This is a genomic window from Pseudomonas sp. A, from assembly GCF_056270345.1.
The window spans coordinates 5,289,885-5,307,126 of sequence record NZ_CM149873.1; the positions used below are offsets into that span (position 1 = coordinate 5,289,885).

At 63.5% G+C, this 17,242-nt stretch carries 19 protein-coding genes; 8 read left to right on the top strand and 11 right to left on the bottom strand.

What is annotated here, in order from left to right; genetic code table 11:
* Positions 1 to 34: 34 nt before the first annotated feature.
* Positions 35 to 1,933: a potassium transporter Kup gene (locus AC0MAZ_RS23530; RefSeq protein ID WP_232856849.1), complete on the bottom strand. Its 1,899-nt coding sequence runs from the start codon at positions 1,931 to 1,933 to the stop codon at positions 35 to 37.
* Positions 1,934 to 2,169: 236 nt separating this feature from the next.
* Here AC0MAZ_RS23530 and rimO point away from each other — a divergent pair, with 236 nt between their 5' ends.
* The 5 genes from rimO to tsaA all read left to right on the top strand — a co-directional run bounded on the left by rimO (position 2,170) and on the right by tsaA (position 6,419).
* Positions 2,170 to 3,501, top strand: coding sequence for a 30S ribosomal protein S12 methylthiotransferase RimO (gene rimO / locus AC0MAZ_RS23535; protein ID WP_234560206.1), 1,332 nt, complete (start codon positions 2,170 to 2,172; stop codon positions 3,499 to 3,501).
* 271 nt (positions 3,502 to 3,772) lie between these two features.
* Positions 3,773 to 4,231, top strand: coding sequence for a GNAT family N-acetyltransferase (locus tag AC0MAZ_RS23540; protein ID WP_232856845.1), 459 nt, complete (start codon positions 3,773 to 3,775; stop codon positions 4,229 to 4,231).
* Between the two features lie 121 nt (positions 4,232 to 4,352).
* Positions 4,353 to 5,063 carry an rRNA pseudouridine synthase gene (locus AC0MAZ_RS23545; protein ID WP_232856843.1) on the top strand — a complete coding sequence of 237 codons (711 nt, stop codon included), beginning with the start codon at positions 4,353 to 4,355 and terminating at the stop codon, positions 5,061 to 5,063.
* A 192-nt stretch (positions 5,064 to 5,255) separates the two neighbouring features.
* Positions 5,256 to 5,717, top strand: coding sequence for a YehS family protein (locus AC0MAZ_RS23550; protein WP_203651209.1), 462 nt, complete (start codon positions 5,256 to 5,258; stop codon positions 5,715 to 5,717).
* A gap of 6 nt (positions 5,718 to 5,723) precedes the next feature.
* Positions 5,724 to 6,419: a tRNA (N6-threonylcarbamoyladenosine(37)-N6)-methyltransferase TrmO gene (tsaA, locus tag AC0MAZ_RS23555; RefSeq protein WP_475859374.1), complete on the top strand. Its 696-nt coding sequence runs from the start codon at positions 5,724 to 5,726 to the stop codon at positions 6,417 to 6,419.
* Between the two features lie 171 nt (positions 6,420 to 6,590).
* Here tsaA and fpr read toward each other — a convergent pair whose 3' ends face one another.
* Positions 6,591 to 7,370 carry a ferredoxin-NADP reductase gene (fpr, locus tag AC0MAZ_RS23560; RefSeq protein WP_046856781.1) on the bottom strand — a complete coding sequence of 260 codons (780 nt, stop codon included), beginning with the start codon at positions 7,368 to 7,370 and terminating at the stop codon, positions 6,591 to 6,593.
* A 120-nt stretch (positions 7,371 to 7,490) separates the two neighbouring features.
* Here fpr and finR point away from each other — a divergent pair, with 120 nt between their 5' ends.
* Positions 7,491 to 8,417 carry a LysR family transcriptional regulator FinR gene (finR, locus tag AC0MAZ_RS23565; RefSeq protein WP_110738445.1) on the top strand — a complete coding sequence of 309 codons (927 nt, stop codon included), beginning with the start codon at positions 7,491 to 7,493 and terminating at the stop codon, positions 8,415 to 8,417.
* A 4-nt stretch (positions 8,418 to 8,421) separates the two neighbouring features.
* Here finR and AC0MAZ_RS23570 read toward each other — a convergent pair whose 3' ends face one another.
* From AC0MAZ_RS23570 to AC0MAZ_RS23580, 3 genes are all read right to left on the bottom strand, one after another.
* Positions 8,422 to 8,787: a diacylglycerol kinase gene (locus AC0MAZ_RS23570; RefSeq protein ID WP_198744388.1), complete on the bottom strand. Its 366-nt coding sequence runs from the start codon at positions 8,785 to 8,787 to the stop codon at positions 8,422 to 8,424.
* A gap of 240 nt (positions 8,788 to 9,027) precedes the next feature.
* Positions 9,028 to 9,678 carry a response regulator transcription factor ErdR gene (gene erdR / locus AC0MAZ_RS23575; RefSeq protein WP_203651208.1) on the bottom strand — a complete coding sequence of 217 codons (651 nt, stop codon included), beginning with the start codon at positions 9,676 to 9,678 and terminating at the stop codon, positions 9,028 to 9,030.
* Positions 9,679 to 9,935: 257 nt separating this feature from the next.
* A complete protein-coding gene (locus AC0MAZ_RS23580; protein WP_234560202.1) occupies positions 9,936 to 10,646 on the bottom strand; it encodes a tRNA-uridine aminocarboxypropyltransferase in 711 nt (236 codons plus the stop codon).
* 214 nt (positions 10,647 to 10,860) lie between these two features.
* On the opposite strand from AC0MAZ_RS23580, the gene AC0MAZ_RS23585 reads away from it, so the two are divergent.
* Positions 10,861 to 11,280 carry a quorum-sensing-regulated virulence factor family protein gene (locus AC0MAZ_RS23585; protein WP_254463911.1) on the top strand — a complete coding sequence of 140 codons (420 nt, stop codon included), beginning with the start codon at positions 10,861 to 10,863 and terminating at the stop codon, positions 11,278 to 11,280.
* Position 11,281: 1 nt separating this feature from the next.
* On the opposite strand, the gene AC0MAZ_RS23590 is transcribed toward AC0MAZ_RS23585, so the two are convergent.
* On the bottom strand, positions 11,282 to 11,488 hold the full coding sequence (locus tag AC0MAZ_RS23590; protein WP_203651207.1) for a hypothetical protein: 207 nt from the start codon (positions 11,486 to 11,488) through the stop codon (positions 11,282 to 11,284).
* A gap of 303 nt (positions 11,489 to 11,791) precedes the next feature.
* On the opposite strand from AC0MAZ_RS23590, the gene AC0MAZ_RS23595 reads away from it, so the two are divergent.
* Positions 11,792 to 12,910 (top strand): LOG family protein, encoded by a 1,119-nt coding sequence (locus tag AC0MAZ_RS23595; RefSeq protein WP_234560200.1) that lies wholly within the window; start codon positions 11,792 to 11,794, stop codon positions 12,908 to 12,910.
* 52 nt (positions 12,911 to 12,962) lie between these two features.
* Here the strand turns inward: AC0MAZ_RS23595 and recX are convergent, their stop codons facing one another.
* From recX to AC0MAZ_RS23620, 5 genes are all read right to left on the bottom strand, one after another.
* Positions 12,963 to 13,433, bottom strand: coding sequence for a recombination regulator RecX (gene recX, locus AC0MAZ_RS23600; protein ID WP_028690615.1), 471 nt, complete (start codon positions 13,431 to 13,433; stop codon positions 12,963 to 12,965).
* An 8-nt stretch (positions 13,434 to 13,441) separates the two neighbouring features.
* Complete coding sequence (recA, locus tag AC0MAZ_RS23605) at positions 13,442 to 14,518, bottom strand: recombinase RecA (protein ID WP_028690616.1); 1,077 nt, start codon at positions 14,516 to 14,518, stop codon at positions 13,442 to 13,444.
* Positions 14,519 to 14,622: 104 nt separating this feature from the next.
* Positions 14,623 to 15,105, bottom strand: coding sequence for a CinA family protein (locus tag AC0MAZ_RS23610; protein ID WP_028690617.1), 483 nt, complete (start codon positions 15,103 to 15,105; stop codon positions 14,623 to 14,625).
* Positions 15,106 to 15,151: 46 nt separating this feature from the next.
* Positions 15,152 to 15,712: a hypothetical protein gene (locus tag AC0MAZ_RS23615; protein ID WP_475859381.1), complete on the bottom strand. Its 561-nt coding sequence runs from the start codon at positions 15,710 to 15,712 to the stop codon at positions 15,152 to 15,154.
* A 213-nt stretch (positions 15,713 to 15,925) separates the two neighbouring features.
* Entirely contained in the window at positions 15,926 to 17,197 is a 1,272-nt protein-coding gene (locus AC0MAZ_RS23620; RefSeq protein WP_475859383.1) for a colicin-like pore-forming protein, read from the bottom strand.
* Positions 17,198 to 17,242 lie beyond the last annotated feature (45 nt).

The window sequence follows — 17,242 nt, forward strand, 5'->3', positions numbered from 1 at the left end:
CCAAAAAACGCAAGAACCTTGAAAGGGGTGCCCCTCAAATCTCGACCTGCGTCCCCAACTCGATCACCCGATTGAGCGGCAGGTTGAAGAACCGCAGATTGCCGTTGGCGTTCTTCAGCAGGAACGCAAAGAGGTTCCCGCGCCAGCGCGACATGCCCTCGAGGCGCGAGGCGATCACCGTTTCCCGACTGAGGAAGTAGGTGGTGCGCATCGGGCTGAAGTCCAGTTCGTCCAGGTGGCACAGTTTCAGCGCCGCCGGCACGTCCGGCTCGTCCATGAAGCCAAAGTGCAGCAGCACCCGGAAGAACCCGTCGCCATAGGCCTCCACCTCGAACCGCTCCTGCTCCGGCACCCGTGGCCGGTCTTCGCTGACCACCGTCAGCAGCACCACCTGGCTGTGCAACACCTGGTTGTGCAGCATGTTGTGCAGCAGCGCATGGGGCACGGCATCAGGCCGGGCGGTGAGGAACACCGCGGTGCCCTCGACCCGGTGCGGCGGCTGCACGCGGATGCTGCCGATGAACACCGGCAACGGCAATCCGCCCTCGTCGATGCGCTCGACCAGGATCTGCTTGCCGCGCTTCCAGGTGCTCATCAGCACAAACAGCACGATCCCCGCCAACACCGGGAAGGCACCGCCCTGGACGATCTTCGGCACGTTGGCGGCGAAGAACAGCCCGTCGACGAACAGGAAGCCCACCAGCAGCGGTACCGCCAGCACCGGTGGCCACTTCCACAGCAGCAGCATGACCGCCGAGACCAGGATGGTGGTCATCAGCATGGTACCGGTCACCGCCACGCCATAGGCTGCGGCCAGGGCGCCGGACGACTCGAAGCCGATCACCAGCAGCACCACGCCAACCATCAGCGCCCAGTTCACCGCACCGATGTAGATCTGCCCCTGCTCGTCGCTGGAGGTGTGCTGGATCTGCATACGCGGCACGTAGCCCAGCTGGATGGCCTGGCGGGTCAGGGAGAAGGCCCCCGAGATCACCGCCTGGGAAGCAATCACCGTGGCCATGGTGGCCAGCCCGACCAGCGGCAGCAGCGCCCAACTCGGCGCCAGCAAGTAGAACGGATTGCGCGCCGCCTCCGGGTTTTGCAGCAGTATCGCCCCCTGGCCAAAGTAGTTGAGCACCAGCGCTGGCAGCACCAGGGCGAACCAGGCGCGGGCGATCGGCTTGCGGCCGAAGTGGCCCATATCGGCGTACAGGGCCTCGGCGCCGGTCAGCGCCAGCACCACGGCACCGAGAATGGCCACGCCCATGCCCGGATGAACGATGAAGAAATTCAGCGCCCAGCCCGGGTTGAAGGCCTTGAGTACTTCCGGGCTCTGCGAGATGCCGTGTACCCCCAGTGCCCCCAGCACCACGAACCAGGTGACCATGATCGGGCCGAACAGCTTGCCGATCTTCTCGGTACCGTGCTTCTGCACCAGGAAAAGCGCCACCAGCACCACAAGCGAGATCGGCACCACCCAGTGGTCGATGCCCTCGAAGGCCAGGCCCATGCCCTCAACCGCCGACAACACCGACACCGCCGGGGTGATCATGCTGTCGCCGTAGAACAGCGAGGCGCCGACCAGACCGCAGCCGACCATCAGCATGCGCAAGCGCGGGTACTGCGCCGTGGCCCGCCGCGCCAGCGCGGTCAGGGCCATGGTGCCGCCCTCGCCCTGGTTGTCGGCGCGCAGGATGAACATCACGTACTTGAACGACACCACCCACAGCAGCGACCAGAGGATCAACGACAGGATGCCCAGCACCCCGTCATGGTTGACCTGTACGCCATAACCACCGGTAAAGACCTCTTTGAGGGTGTACAGCGGGCTGGTGCCGATATCGCCATAGACCACCCCCACGGCGGCCACCAACAGGCCCAGCGGCCGTGCCGCGCCCTGCCCGCCTTCGGCGTGACTGCTTGCCTGAACCATCGACCACTCCCGCAGACGGCCATCTAGACCGGTTGAATTCCTACCCGCGCCGGGCCATCCCGGAAGCCCCGGCGCAACGGCGCGAAGCATAGCGCAGCGTTCGTCGTATTTCTGCTGGTAAAGCGACCTTGCGCTCGCTAGAATTGCGCACTTTTTGATCAGAGGCGCCAAAAAGCGCCCGTCAAGATCGCCCGCGATTCCAGCCGGGCGACCTGTATTCAATACCGAGGTTAGCCATGTCCACCACTCCCGCCACCCCAAAGGTCGGCTTCGTTTCCCTGGGTTGCCCAAAGGCCCTGGTCGATTCCGAGCGCATCCTGACCCAGCTGCGCATGGAAGGCTATGAAGTCGTGCCTACCTACGATGGCGCCGACGTGGTGGTGGTCAACACCTGCGGCTTCATCGACAGCGCCAAGGCCGAGTCGCTGGAAGTGATCGGCGAGGCGATCAAGGAGAACGGCAAGGTCATCGTCACCGGCTGCATGGGTGTCGAGGAAGGCAATATCCGCGACGTGCACCCGAGTGTGCTGTCGGTCAGTGGTCCGCAGCAGTACGAGCAGGTGGTCAACGCCGTGCACGAGGTGGTGCCGCCACGCCAGGACCACAACCCGCTGATCGACCTGGTGCCGCCGCAAGGCATCAAGCTGACCCCGCGCCACTACGCCTACCTGAAGATTTCCGAAGGCTGCAACCACAGTTGCAGCTTCTGCATCATCCCGTCGATGCGTGGCAAGCTGGTCAGCCGCCCGGTCGGTGAAGTGCTGAGCGAGGCCGAACGCCTGGTCAAGGCTGGCGTCAAGGAGATCCTGGTGATCTCCCAGGACACCAGCGCCTACGGCGTCGACGTCAAGTACAAGACCGACTTCTGGAACGGTCGCCCGGTCAAGACCCGCATGCTCGAGCTGTGCGAGGCCCTGAGCAGCCTGGGTGCCTGGGTGCGTCTGCACTATGTCTATCCGTACCCGAACGTCGACGACGTGATTCCGCTGATGGCCGCCGGCAAGATCCTGCCGTACCTGGACATCCCGTTCCAGCACGCCAGCCCCAAGGTGCTCAAGGCGATGAAGCGCCCGGCCTTCGAAGACCGCACCCTGGCACGCATCAAGAGCTGGCGCGAGCAGTGCCCTGAGCTGGTGATCCGCTCGACCTTCATCGTCGGGTTCCCCGGCGAGACCGAAGAGGACTTCCAGTACCTGCTCGACTGGCTGAGCGAAGCCCAGCTCGACCGCGTCGGCTGCTTCCAGTACTCGCCGGTCGAAGGCGCCCCGGCCAACGACCTGGGCCTCGATGAAGTGCCGGACGACGTCAAGCAGGAGCGCTGGGATCGCTTCATGGCGCACCAGCAGGCGATCAGCGCCGCGCGCCTGCAGCAGCGCATCGGCAAGGAGATCGAGGTGCTGATCGACGAAGTCGAGGAGCAGGGCTCGGTCGGCCGCAGTTTCTTCGACGCGCCGGAAATCGACGGCAGCGTGTTCATCGACGGCGACCACGGCTTCAAGCCGGGCGACAAGGTCCGCTGCCGCATCGTCGATGCCGACGAGTACGACATGTGGGCCGAGCCCGTCTGATCGATGCTCGCCTGAAGATACCCCGCCTACTGGCTAATGCCAGTCAGTTAAGCCAATAGGGGTCACTGCGCGACCCTTCGCGGGTAAACCCGCTCCCACAAGTACAGCGCTCGATTCAGCGTTTGCGCGATCCTGTGGGAGCGGGTTTACCCGCGAAGGGCTGCAAAGCAGCCCCAATAAGTGCGATGAAGCGCTAACTGACTGGCATCAGCCCACTGGCGGGGCAGCCTTTTACATCTATGTTTTCCTCAATGACCCCGAGGATCACAGGATGTCGCCCACCGTCACGCTGCAAACGCCCCACCTGAGCGACTACCCCGAACTGGTGCGGGTGTGGGAGGCGTCGGTGCGCGCCACCCACGACTTCCTGCCCGACGGCTACATCGTGCTGCTGCGTGAGCATGTGCTGCACAAGTACCTCGACGCGGTGATGCTGGTCTGCTGCAAGGATGCCAGCCGACGCATCCTCGGCTTCGCCGGCGTGGCCAGCGGCCGTGTCGACATGCTCTTCGTCGCGCCGCAGTACCGTGGCCAGGGTATCGGCCAGCGCCTGCTGCGGCATGCGGTAAGCGAGCTCAATGCCGAACGCCTGGACGTCAACGAACAGAACCCGCAGGCCCTGGGCTTCTATCTGCACGAAGGCTTCGAGGTGTACGGGCGCTCGGAAACCGACGGCCTGGGGCAGCCCTATCCCCTACTGCACATGAGGCTTGTTCGTACAACGTCCTAGGACGCGAACCAAGGAAACCATCGCCCCGCTCCGAATTGGCGGAAATGACATCGATTTGCAGCCGCTAACCTGCGCAGGCAGGTACAATGAAAGCTTTCCCTGCCGCGTGATGCCCGTGTCCATGTCCGAACCCATTCGTCTTTCCAAACACCTTATCGAACAGCTTGGCTGCTCTCGCCGAGAGGCCGAACTGTACATTGAAGGAGGCTGGGTCACGGTCGATGGCCAGGTCGTCGAGCAGCCGCAGTTCAAGGTCGCCGGGCAACGCGTTGAACTGCTCCCGGGTGCCCGTGCCGAAGCGCTGGAGCCGGTGACCCTGCTGCTCAACCAGCCGCTCGGACAGGACACCGCCAGCGCCCAGGCAGGCATGAGCATGGCCAGTCTAAGTGAAGCGCACCGCGAAGGCGTGCGCGCGCTGCACGGGCACTTCGTCCGCCAGGCCTGTGTCGCTCCGCTACTGCCCGGCGCCAGCGGCCTGCAACTGTTCACCCAGGATTGGCGGGTGACCCGCAAGCTCGACGCCGACCTGCGCCGCATGGAGCAGGAATACATTGTCCAGGTCAGCGGCCAGGCCAAGCCGGGGGCTCTCGACCGCCTGGCCCGCGGTGTCGAGCGCAAGGGCGTCGAACTGCCGAAGGCCAAGGCCAGCTGGCAGAACGAGCAACACCTGCGCATGGTCCTGAAGAACCCGCAGCCCGGGTTGATCGAACAACTGTGCGAGACCGCCGGCCTCAAGGTCCTGGCGATGCGCCGCATTCGCCTGGGCGGCGTGTCGATGGGCAAGCTGCCAGTGGGCCAGTGGCGCTATGTGGCCGCCACCGAACGCTTCTAGGGTCGGTACGAAATGTGTCTGCGCGAAGGCCAGACAAGGCGAAACGGGGGGAGGAAGCGGAGTGTACTGGAGTACATGAGCATTCCGAGCCCCGTTTCAACGCAGTATGGGCGAGTGCAGATACATTTCGTACAGAGCCTAGCATTACCGCCGCGCAATGACTGACACGGCAACAGAACAGGATTCGCTGCAATGAACCACAACGATGTACTGCGCAGCCTGCGCTACATGCTCAAGGCCAACGACCAGAAGCTGGCCGAGATCATCAAGCTCTCGGGCCTGGAGGTTTCGGTCGAGGCCATCGCCGGCTACGTCAAGAAGGAAGAGGAACCCGGCTTCGTGCTCTGCCCGGAGAAGGTCATGGCGCACTTCCTCGACGGCCTGGTAATCCACCGTCGCGGCCGTGACGACAGCCGTCCAGCGCAGCCGATCGAAGTGCCGGTGACCAACAACACCGTGCTCAAGAAGCTGCGGGTGGCCTTCGAGCTGAAGGAAGACGACCTGCACGCGGTGCTCAAGTCGGTCAACTTCCCGGTATCCAAACCTGAGCTCAGCGCATTGTTCCGCAAGGTCGGCCACGACAACTACCGCCCCTGCGGCGACCAGCTGCTGCGCAACTTCCTCAAGGGCCTGACCCTTCGCGTGCGCGGCTGAGCCAGGATGCAGCATACCGTCTCGCCGGTCGGCATTGTCCGCTCCTGTTTCAAGGAGAAGTTCGCCATCCCGCGCCAGCCCCAGCTGGCGCCGGCCGCCCGTGGCGTGCTGGAGCTGCTGCCGCCCTTTGACCAGGGCGATGCCGTCGAAGGGCTGGAGCAGGTCAGTCATGTGTGGCTGCTGTTCCTGTTCCACCAGGCACTGGAAGACAAGCCACGCCTGAAAGTGCGTCCACCGCGCCTGGGCGGCAACAAGAGCATGGGAGTGTTCGCCACCCGGGCCACCCACCGGCCCAATGGCATCGGTCAGTCGGTGGTGCGCCTGGAAGGCGTCGAGCCGGGGCGTCTGCTGCTGTCGGGGATCGACCTGCTGGACGGCACCCCGGTGCTGGATATCAAGCCTTATGTGCCCTATGCGGACAGCATTGCCGGCGCGAGCAACCTGATGGCCAATGATGCACCAGAGGCGATTGCCGTCGAATGGAGCGAAAGCGCCCTGCCCCAAGCCCGCGACCATGCACTGCGCCTGGATCAGCCACTGGTGGAGCTGATCGAACAGTGTCTTGCGCAGGACCCGCGACCGGCCTACCAGGTACCGCCTGCGGAGCGGGTCTACGGGGTAAAGTTCTGGGATGTGCAAGTCAGGTGGCACTACCCGCACCCGGATCGGATCCGGGTGCTGGAAGTGGTGCGGGAAAGCTGAAGCTCTTTCGTTTTCAGGCCAGGCCTCTTCGCGGGTAAACCCGCTCCCACAGGTTGCGCAAAATCTGTGGGAGCGGGTTTACCCGCGAAGAGGCCGGCACTGGCAACCTAGATCCTGCAGGCATAAAAAAACGCAGACTCAGGTCTGCGTTTTTCGTTACTACGATTCGCCTTACTTCTCGACGAACGCACGCTCGATCAGGTAGTCACCCGGCTCGCGCATGCGCGCGGAGATCTTCAGGCCGAAGCTGTCCAGCACTTCGCTGGTCTCGTCGAGCATGCTCGGGCTGCCGCAGATCATCGCGCGGTCGTCCTGCGGGTTGATCGGTGGCAGGCCGATGTCGCTGAACAGCTTGCCGCTGCGCATCAGGTCGGTCAGGCGGCCCTGGTTCTCGAACGGCTCGCGGGTCACGGTCGGGTAGTAGATCAGCTTGTCACGTACGGACTCACCGAAGAACTCGTTCTGCGGCAGGTGCTCGGTAATGAACTCGCGGTAGGCCACTTCGTTGACGTAGCGCACGCCGTGAACCAGGATCACTTTCTCGAAGCGCTCGTAGGTCTCCGGGTCCTGGATGACGCTCATGAACGGCGCCAGGCCGGTGCCGGTGCTCAGCAGGTACAGGTGCTTGCCCGGGTTCAGGTCGTCGAGCACCAGGGTACCGGTAGGCTTCTTGCTGATGATGATCTCGTCGCCTTCCTTCAGGTGCTGCAGCTGCGAGGTCAGCGGGCCGTCCGGCACCTTGATGCTGAAGAACTCCAGGTGCTCTTCCCAGTTCGGCGAGGCGATGGAATAGGCGCGCATGAGCGGACGGCCGCTGTCCTGCTGCAGGCCGATCATCACGAACTGACCGTTCTCGAAGCGCAGGCCCGGATCACGGGTGCACTTGAAGCTGAACAGAGTGTCGTTCCAGTGGTGCACACTGAGGACACGTTCGTGGTTCATGTTGCTCATCGATGGGGCTCCTGAAGGAAAACGCGGCGCGCGCAAGACGCGCAGTTGCGCGATAGTTTAGGGGCAGCGACAATATCTGTTAACTGAATTATCAAGATATGTGTTATCGGTTATATAGATATGCGATTCACACTCCGTCAGCTCCAGGTATTCGTCGCCGTCGCCCAGCACCAGAGCGTGTCGCGGGCCGCCGGCGTCCTCGCCTTGTCGCAATCTGCGGCAAGTACATCGATCACCGAACTGGAGCGCCAGTCCAGCTGCCAGCTGTTCGACCGTGCCGGCAAGCGCCTGAGCCTCAACGCTCTGGGCCACCAGTTGCTGCCCCAGGCCGTGGCCCTGCTCGACCAGGCCAAGGAAATCGAAGACCTGCTCAACGGCAAGTCGGGCTTCGGCTCGCTGGCCGTCGGCGCCACGCTGACCATCGGCAACTACCTGGCCACCCTGCTGATCGGCAGCTTCATGCAGGTGCACCCGGAAAGCCAGGTCAAGCTGCACGTGCAGAACACTGCGCATATCGTGCAACAGGTCGCCCACTATGAAATTGACCTGGGTCTAATCGAAGGCGACTGCAACCACCCCGATCTCGAGGTGCAGCCCTGGGTGGAGGATGAACTGGTGGTGTTCTGCGCGCCCCAGCATCCCCTGGCCAAGGTCGGCCATGCCGGTATCGAGCAGTTGTCCCATGAAGCCTGGATCCTGCGCGAGCAGGGCTCGGGCACGCGCCTGACCTTCGACCAGGCCATGCGCCATCACCGCGCCAACCTGAACATCCGCCTGGAGCTGGAACACACCGAAGCGATCAAGCGCGCCGTGGAGTCGGGCCTGGGCATCGGCTGCATCTCACGCCTGGCCCTGCGCGATGCCTTCCGCCGCGGCAGCCTGGTGCCGGTGGAAACCCCGGCCCTGGATCTGGCGCGGCAGTTCTACTTCATCTGGCACAAGCAGAAGTACCAGACCTCGGCCATGCGCGAGTTCCTCGAGCTGTGCCGCAGCTTCACCGCCGGCGTGCGGCGCAGCGACGAGATCGTGCTGCCGCCGATCGCCTGAGCGCTCAACCGAGCAGGATCACGCCCCAGACCACCGCGACCATGCTCATGGCCACCAGCTGCGCGGCGCTGCCCATGTCCTTGGCGTTCTTCGACAGCGGGTGGCGATCGAGCGAGATGCGGTCGATGGCCGCCTCCACCGCCGAATTGAGCAACTCGACGATCAGCCCCAGCAGGCACACGGCAATGAGGATCGCCCGCTCAGCGCGGCTGACCGGCAGCCAGAAGGCCAGTGGCACCAACAGCACGTTGAGCAGCACCAGCTGGCGGAAGGCGGCCTCGCCCTTGAAGGCGGTGCGCAGGCCGTCCAGCGAATAGCCGGCGGCGTTGACGATACGTTTGAGGCCGGTCTGGCCTTTGAATGGCGACATGTGTGTCCGTCACTTCACCGGAGATAAGGTCGGCAGGCTAGTGCCCTGTCTCGGAAATACGTTCTCTTTTGGCGAGTGGCTTGGGTGTCCGGCCAAGGCGCCGCGACGAGTCATAGCAGGGCTATGGCGAGGAGTGGCAACGCCGGCCGGGCGCCCAAGACGCCGCCAAAAGTGAACAGCCTATTTCCGAGACAGGACACTAGTCCAGTCGGAGTCAAAAAAGCGTGAATGCACGGGTACTTAGCTGGCCGAAACCGATTCAAGTTGTTGCAGCAGCAGCGCCGCCTGGGTTCGCGTGCGCACCCCCAGCTTGCGGAAGATCGCCGTCACGTGGGCCTTGATGGTCGCCTCGGAAACACTCAGTTCATAGGCGATCTGCTTGTTCAGCAGTCCTTCGCAGACCATGGTCAGCACGCGGAACTGCTGCGGGGTGAGGCTGGCCAGGCCTTCGCTGGCGGCCTTGGCCTCGGCCGACACATCAACCTTGTCAAAGGCCTGCGGCGGCCACCAGACATCGCCGTCGAGCACGTTGCGCACTGCTTCCTGGATCTTGCTCAGCTCGCTGGACTTGGGAATGAAGCCGCTGGCGCCGAATTCGCGGGACTTGACCACGACGGCCGCCTCCTCCTGGGCCGAAACCATCACCACCGGGATCTGCGGGTACTGGCCGCGCAGCAGGACCAGGCCGGAGAATCCGTAGGCACCGGGCATGTTCAGGTCCAGCAGGACCAGGTCCCAGTCGGCTTTCTCGGTGAGGCTGGTTTCCAGTTCGGCGATGCTCGCCACCTCGACCAGACGCACGTCCGGGCCCAGGCCGAGGGTAACGGCCTGGCGCAGTGCGCTGCGAAACAGCGGGTGGTCATCGGCAATCAGGATTTCGTATGTGGCCATCGATCTATGGATCCTGTTCTGTGCCAGGCGCAGGGGATACGGGAGACGCCTGGCGGGCAACTCATGGCGCGAACGGCAGGGCCGCCGGCCGGGATGGCACGGCGAAGTCCGGGGTAACAGCAGCTTCGTCGTGCCCGAAGCGGCGCCAAGGATGCCGAGCACGCCCCGGGTGGTCAAGCCAATTGCCCGGTCGAACCCGCCTACCCTGGCTGCCAGCCCCGACAGTATGAACCAAACTGTCGCGCCTGCCCCTTGGACTATAGGAAGGTATGCAAACGCTGGTGGACCTCGTCCTGCTCGTCCAGCGGCAGGCGCCGCTTGCCGCTCAGGTAGTGCAGGCTGAAGACGTCCAGGTAGGCGTCCAGGGCCTGCGAGGCCTGGCCGTCGCCGGCCAGTTCCAGGCACATGGCGGCCACTTCGGCGGTGCAGAAGTGATCATCACGCTTGGAACGGCGCAGGCGGTAGCGCGACATCTGCTCGGGCTGCAGGCTCAGTACCGGGAAACGGTCGAGGTACGGGCTCTTGCGGAACATCTTGCGCGCCTCGGTCCAGGTGGCGTCGAGCAGGATGAACAACGGGCGCTTGCCCGGCTCGCGCACAACCTCACTGACCACCCGATCTTCCTTGACGAACTCGCCCGGAAAGACGATGTAGGGCTGCCAACGGGGATCGTCCAGCAGCGCCAGCAGCCCCTCGTCCACCGACGTGCGCAACCAGCCGAAGGCCGAGGTGTCCTCGATCACGTCGGCGATCAGCCAGCCGGTGTTGGTCGGCTTCAATGGCTCGGTGTCATGCATCAGCAGGCACATGCCGGACTCGGCCGGCACCCGGGGTTTCCAGGCGCACAGGCAGTGCGTGGCGATCACCCGGCAATCCGCGCAACGCTCGGCGCGCGAGCCTCGGGCAACAAAGGGTTTGATGCTGCGCGCCAGGCGCTCGGCGCGCAGGCGCGCTACCGCGTGGCTCATGGCAGCAGGCCTTGGCAGGGAAGTGGGAGGGGCACGGCGACAACTCGATGAAAACAAGGTGCCCAGTCTACCAGAGCCCACGTCATTTGCCGTGCAGCCAACGACGCCGCTCCTTTATAATCGCAGTTTCTGGCGGCCTGGAAACCCTGCGGTTTCATGGAACGCCGCCCGCCGGCGCTGGTCAAAGCGCCAGTCATCGAACCAGGAGAGATCCATGCTGCGTCTTATCGTCCCGACCCTGAGCCTGCTGCTCGCCCTGCCGCTGGCCGCCCAGGCCGCGTCCAAGCAGGAGTACGAGCTGAACCAGATGCTGCAGAAGGTCGCCAAGGAAAGCAGCGTCGGTACCCCGCGGGCCATCAACGAAGACATTCTCGACCAGGGCTACACCGTCGAAGGCAAGGCACTGGTCAATCACCTGAGCGTACGCCAGGAGCATGCCCAGCGCATGCAGGGCAATCCCGCGCAGGTCCGCAGCCAGCTGGGCGACAGCGTGTGCCGTAATAACGGCTACCGCCAGCTGATGTCCAAGGGCGCCGTGATGGTCTACCGCTTCACTGTCTACAAGACCAACCAGCCGGTCATGGACCAGGCCTTCGACGCAGCCAGCTGCTCGGCCGGCAACAAGAAGAAGTGATTCAGGCCAACTGATCGCTGTTTCTGGCGCGCCGTTGCTCATCATCGGCGCGCAATTCGGCCAGCAGCGCCTGCAGGTAACGCGAATGCGCCTCGGCGCCCTGCAGGCGGCGCAGGCACTCCCCTTCAAGGCTCAGGTGATGAACCTTGGCCTCGTGCTCGAGCAACTGCAACAGTTGCCCATCCACTTCGATCTCCAGCCGGTGCATACCGCCACCTCGCTGCCTCACCCTTCTGCCCCCAGTTAACCAAAGCCCGGTCATTCCTGTATCCCGTCTGACCGGCGGTAGCGCGCGCCTGTGGCGGCACGAAACCGCGCCAGGGTCTAGATTGATATCGAGTACCCATAACAACGACAACGCGATGGAATTGCCACTGCAACATGGCCTTGAAGGCCCACTGCAACGCTCGGGGGGCACACTCGAGCCACAGCAGCCAGCGACACACGCAGTGTCGCGGCCGGGACACGCCATCGACCCGGTCAGAGGTTTTGCTGCAGAAGGAGACGTTGAATGCCTTACCAATCGAACGAGCTGCTGTTCAACCATTTCAGGGACAACGGCATCGACCTGAGCAAGATCGATGAGCAACTGCAACTGGTCGCGCCGAACAGCCCCAACCTGCCGTTGTATCGCGACATGCTGCTGACTGTGCTGCGCATGGCCCACGACGACCGCAACCGCTGGAACGCCAAGATCACCCTGCAGGCCCTGCGCGAACTCGACCATTCGTTCCGCACCCTCGAGCGCTACAAGGGGCGGCGCAAGGTCACCGTGTTCGGTTCGGCGCGCACACCAATGGAACACCCCATGTACGCGCTGGCCCGGGAGTTGGGTGCGACGCTGGCACGTTCGGACCTGATGGTCATCACCGGCGCCGGCGGCGGCATCATGGCCGCCGCACACGAGGGCGCCGGAGCCGACCACAGCCTGGGTTTCAACATCACCCTGCCGTTCGAACAGCACGCCAATGCCACGGTCAATGGCACAGACAAGCTGCTGCCGTTCCATTTCTTCTTCATCCGCAAGCTGTTCTTCGTCAAGGAAGCCGACGCGCTGGTGCTCTGCCCAGGCGGCTTCGGCACCCTCGACGAGGCGCTGGAGGTGCTGACGCTGATCCAGACCGGCAAGAGCCCACTGGTACCGGTGGTGCTGCTCGACTCACCCGGCGGCAGCTTCTGGCAGGACGCCCTGGCCTTCATCAGTCGCCAGCTAGAAGAGAACCGCTACATCCTGCCCAGCGACCTCAAGCTGGTGCGCCTGGTGCACAATGCCGACGAAGCGGTCGAGGAGATCAACCAGTTCTACAGCAACTACCACTCCAGCCGCTGGTTGAAGAACCAGTTCGTGATCCGCATGCACCACCCCTTGAGCGAGGCAGCCCTGCATGATGTCGAGGAAGGCTTCGCCGACTTGCGCCTGAGCGGCAGGTACCACCAGCAAGCGGACAGTGGCGCCGAACACGAGGAAGGCAACTTCAGCCACCTGACACGCCTGACCTTCGCCTTCAACGGGCGCGACCAGGGCCGTCTGCGCGAACTGGTGGACTTCATCAACCTGCCGGAAAACTGGGCCAAGCCCCAGCCGATGCACACCACCCAGCGAGCCCGGGAAGCCTTGCGGGTCAGCTGAACGTAAAATGCCCTGTACAGCTGACACGCATGGGCGTCAGCCGTACAGGGCATCAATAATCGTCGAGATCGCGACCGCTGAGCAGCCGGCCGATCATGTCCATGGGGAAACCACGGTAGGCGAGAAAACGCGTCTGCTGCGCCCGACTGCGTGGGTCTTGCGGGCGTTGCCCGGCGAACTTGCGCTGCCAGACATCACGCAGTTGCGTCGCCCAGTCCACTTCGCTGTCGCGCAGGGCCTGGTCGATATCGCCACGGTTCAATCCACGCTGGCCAAGCTCCTCGCGAATTCGCGCGGGGCCGTAGCCGGCACTGGACCGGTAGCGAATGAAGCTTTCCAGATAGCGGGCTTCACTGAGCAGCCCTTCTTCGGCCAGCCGATCGAGCGCAGGCTCGATCAGCTCGTCCGGTGCGCCACGCTGACGCAGCTTGCGCGTCAGCTCGACGCGACCATGCTCGCGGCGTGCGAGCAGGTCCATGGCTGTCCGCCGAACGGCGACGGGGGTGTCGAGTACGACGGACATGGGGCCAATCAATAACCGGCGTCGGCGTCAGCCAGGTCGTCGGCATCGGCTTCGGCTGCACCAGCCTTGGCGGCCGCTGCTGCAGCGGCGGCAGCACCAGCGGTCAGCAGCTTGTCGCGAATCTGCTTCTCGATCTCGCTGCCAATGGCCGGATTCTCTTGCAGGTACTTGGCGGCGTTGGCCTTGCCTTGACCGATCTTGTTGCCTTGGTAGCTGTACCAGGCACCGGATTTTTCCACCAGGCCTTGGGACACACCCAGGTCGATGATCTCGCCGTTGCGGTAGATGCCCTTGCCGTAGAGGATCTGGAACTCGGCCTGACGGAACGGTGGCGAAACCTTGTTCTTGACGATCTTGACGCGGGTTTCGCTGCCGACCACTTCGTCGCCTTCCTTGACCGCGCCGGTACGGCGGATGTCCAGGCGCACCGAGGCGTAGAACTTCAGGGCGTTACCACCGGTGGTGGTTTCCGGGCTACCGAACATTACGCCGATCTTCATACGGATCTGGTTGATGAAGATGACCAGGCAGTTGGCGTTCTTGATGTTACCGGTGATCTTGCGCAGTGCCTGGGACATCAGGCGAGCTTGCAGGCCGACGTGCATGTCGCCCATCTCGCCTTCGATCTCGGCCTTGGGGACCAGGGCGGCCACGGAGTCGACGATGATCACGTCAACGGCGTTGGAGCGCACCAGCATATCGGTGATTTCCAGGGCCTGCTCGCCGGTGTCCGGCTGCGAGACCAGCAGGTCGTCGACGTTGACGCCCAGCTTGCCGGCGTATTCAGGGTCGAGGGCGTGCTCGGCGTCGACGAAGGCGCAGGTGGCGCCGTTCTTCTGGGCTTCGGCGATGACCGACAAGGTCAGCGTGGTTTTACCCGAGGACTCCGGGCCGTAGATCTCGACGATACGGCCTTTCGGCAGGCCGCCGATGCCCAAGGCGATGTCCAGGCCCAGGGAACCGGTGGAGATGGCGGGAATGGCCTGGCGCTCGTGGTCGCCCATGCGCATGACCGCGCCCTTGCCGAATTGGCGTTCGATTTGACCCAGGGCCGCAGCCAAGGCGCGCTTCTTGTTGTCGTCCATTGAAATCCTCACGTGTTCGACGTGGCCCTGACGGCCGGAATAACTGTATAAGTAGCCAGTATTATTCCACAGCGATTCGTTTCCGCAAACCCCCGTCGGGCGAATTACTCCGCGCCAAGCTGTAACAAGCCGTCTAACGCGGCGATCACCGTCTGTCGGCGCACCGCTTCGCGGTCGCCGTCGAAGTGCCGGCGCTCGCTGCTCACGTGGGTTCCGTCGGCCCAGGCCAGCCACACCGTGCCCACCGGCTTGGCCGGCGAACCGCCGTCTGGCCCGGCCACGCCGCTGACCGCCACCGCGAAGCGCGCTCCGCTGGCGGCCTGGGCGCCCCGCACCATGGCCTCGACCACTTCCTGGCTGACCGCCCCCACCTGGGCGAACAACGCCTCGGGGACGCCCAACTGGCGGGTTTTCTGGGCATTGGAATAAGTGACGTAGCCGGCCTCGAACCAGGCCGAGCTGCCGGGGATGCGGGTGATGGCCTCGGCGATGCCGCCGCCGGTGCAGGATTCGGCGGTGCTCACCTGGGCGTTGAAGCGCCGCAGGTGTTCGCCCAGGCGAGTGGAAAGTACGGTGATCGGGTCCATGGCGGCTCCTCGTTGCGACCGCCATACCCTACCACTCAAGCCAGGCTCAGTCCTGTCTCGCCTTGCGCCGACGGGCCAGGCGCAGCAATGGGTAATGCACCAGCACGACATAGCTGAAGACGAACGCGAATTCGAGCGCAAGCAACATCATGCTGGCAAAAAAGGGATACAAACCTGGGTGATTGCCCACCCAGCGAAACTTCGCACGATGGTGGGCGAAATCTGTGTAACCGAAGTAGTTCTGGGCAAGTAGCACCCCAACCACCACCACCCAACCGACATGGAAAAACAACTGGCGGCGCAATGACAGCACCGGCAGTTGCTCCAAGGGACGTAGATGATGGCGGCATACCAGCAGCGCCAGGCCGATTGAACACAACGGCGCGGCGATCGCGACATAGTTGGCGACCGCCTTGGACATCAGCGCAAAATTGGACGACCAGACACCCACCTGCCCCAGCAGATGCTGGTCAAGCAGGCGATCCAGGACCAAGGCTTGTTCCTGACTCAGCGTCGGCACCCAACAGGCCAGCAGGAATACCGGCAGCAGGCTCGAGACCGTGATCAGATACAACGGCCAGTGACTGGCCGTGTGCTTCGCGTTCAACGTCACAACTCCTTGCACAGACAGGTTGCTAGGGTCTGTACGAAATGTGTCTGCGCGAAGGCCAGACAAGGCGAAACGGGGGGAGCAAGCGCAGTGTACTGGAGTACATGAGCATTCCGAGCCCCGTTTCAACGCAGTATGGGCGAGTGCAGATACATTTCGTACAGAGCCTAAGCACCGAGAGCAACGTTGTGCGCTCTCGGTGCAAGGGTATCAGGGTGCTACTACGCCCATGACCCACTGATTGATCTGGTCGACCTTCTCGGTATCGAAGTATGAACTGGCAGCCCCGATGAAGACAGCCGCCACAACGGTTCCCGCCACTGCGGCAACGGGGGCGGAAACCAGCAAGCCCAGGGCAATGCCAGCCATGGCGCCCGCCAGACTGCCCGCCACCTTGCCGACGACAGCGCTTTCCAGTTCCAGAAGAAAGGGTTTCCAGTCACCGGTCTTGAAACCGCTCACTGCCGAGTCAACCAGCCCGGCAGCCTGAATGACGCCACCGGTCACACCGAAGGCCTTGCCCAAACGCAGCATGTTATCGCCAAGCGTGGCCTTGTCCAGCGCCTCAAGTGCCTGGGCAACCGCCGCCGAGTCCTTGGCGTTCAGCCGCAAGCCGGGGTTTTGCGACAGCTTTTCGAAGGCCTTCAAGGCCTCCTGGTAGCTGCCTATGCGCTTGCCCGCGATGCCCTTCTGCATGTCGTTGGCGGCCTGCGCCACCTGGTTGCCAAAGCGATTGGCGATTTCCTTGCCAGTGTCACTGGCGTAGGTGGCCGCGTCCTTGTAGGACTCTTTCTCCAGCGCATCGCGGCGCGCCTTCTCCAGGGCATCGAGCTTTTCGCGCAACTGCTCCTGAGCCTGAAGATCAACGTACAACGCCAGGGCTGCGGTATACAGCGAAAGTTCGACATCCAGCGCGGCCGGTACGTCGTACTCATCCAGCTGGCGCAGGCCATCGACCAGTTCCTTGACACCGCGGTTATCGAAGCGACCGCCCTGCTCCGTGGCCAACCGCCCACGGTTGAAGGCAATCTGCTGGTCCCGCTTGGCCATCATCGACTTGATCAAGCCAATGGTACGCTCGGCTTTCTTCGAGTCTGACAAGGCCGCATTGCTGCCTGCCGCGGCTTCGGCGCCAGCCAGTTCGGCATTGAGGTCGGCCGGCAGATTGCGCTCCTGCCTGATGTAGTTGCCGCTCAGCTCATCACGCACTTCGAGGATCTGGTAGGGCAGCATGCCCCACATGTCGACGCCCAGGTCGTAATACGCTTCCGGGCTTGGCCAGCCATGCCCTTCCAGCACCGCTTCCACTACCGTACTGTTCATCAAAACGGCGCCATTGACTGAATGCCCGGCGGGTTCGCCATTGATGCCCAGCGGGATACTGATGCCTCCCCCCGAACTGCCACCGCGACCACCCAGGCCGCCACCGGCAGATCCCGAAGGGGGAATGCCACGGTTCACGATGATGTTCTTTTCGCCCATTCTCTACTCCTTGAATTGGCTTGCTTGAAAAATGGCCGGCCCCAC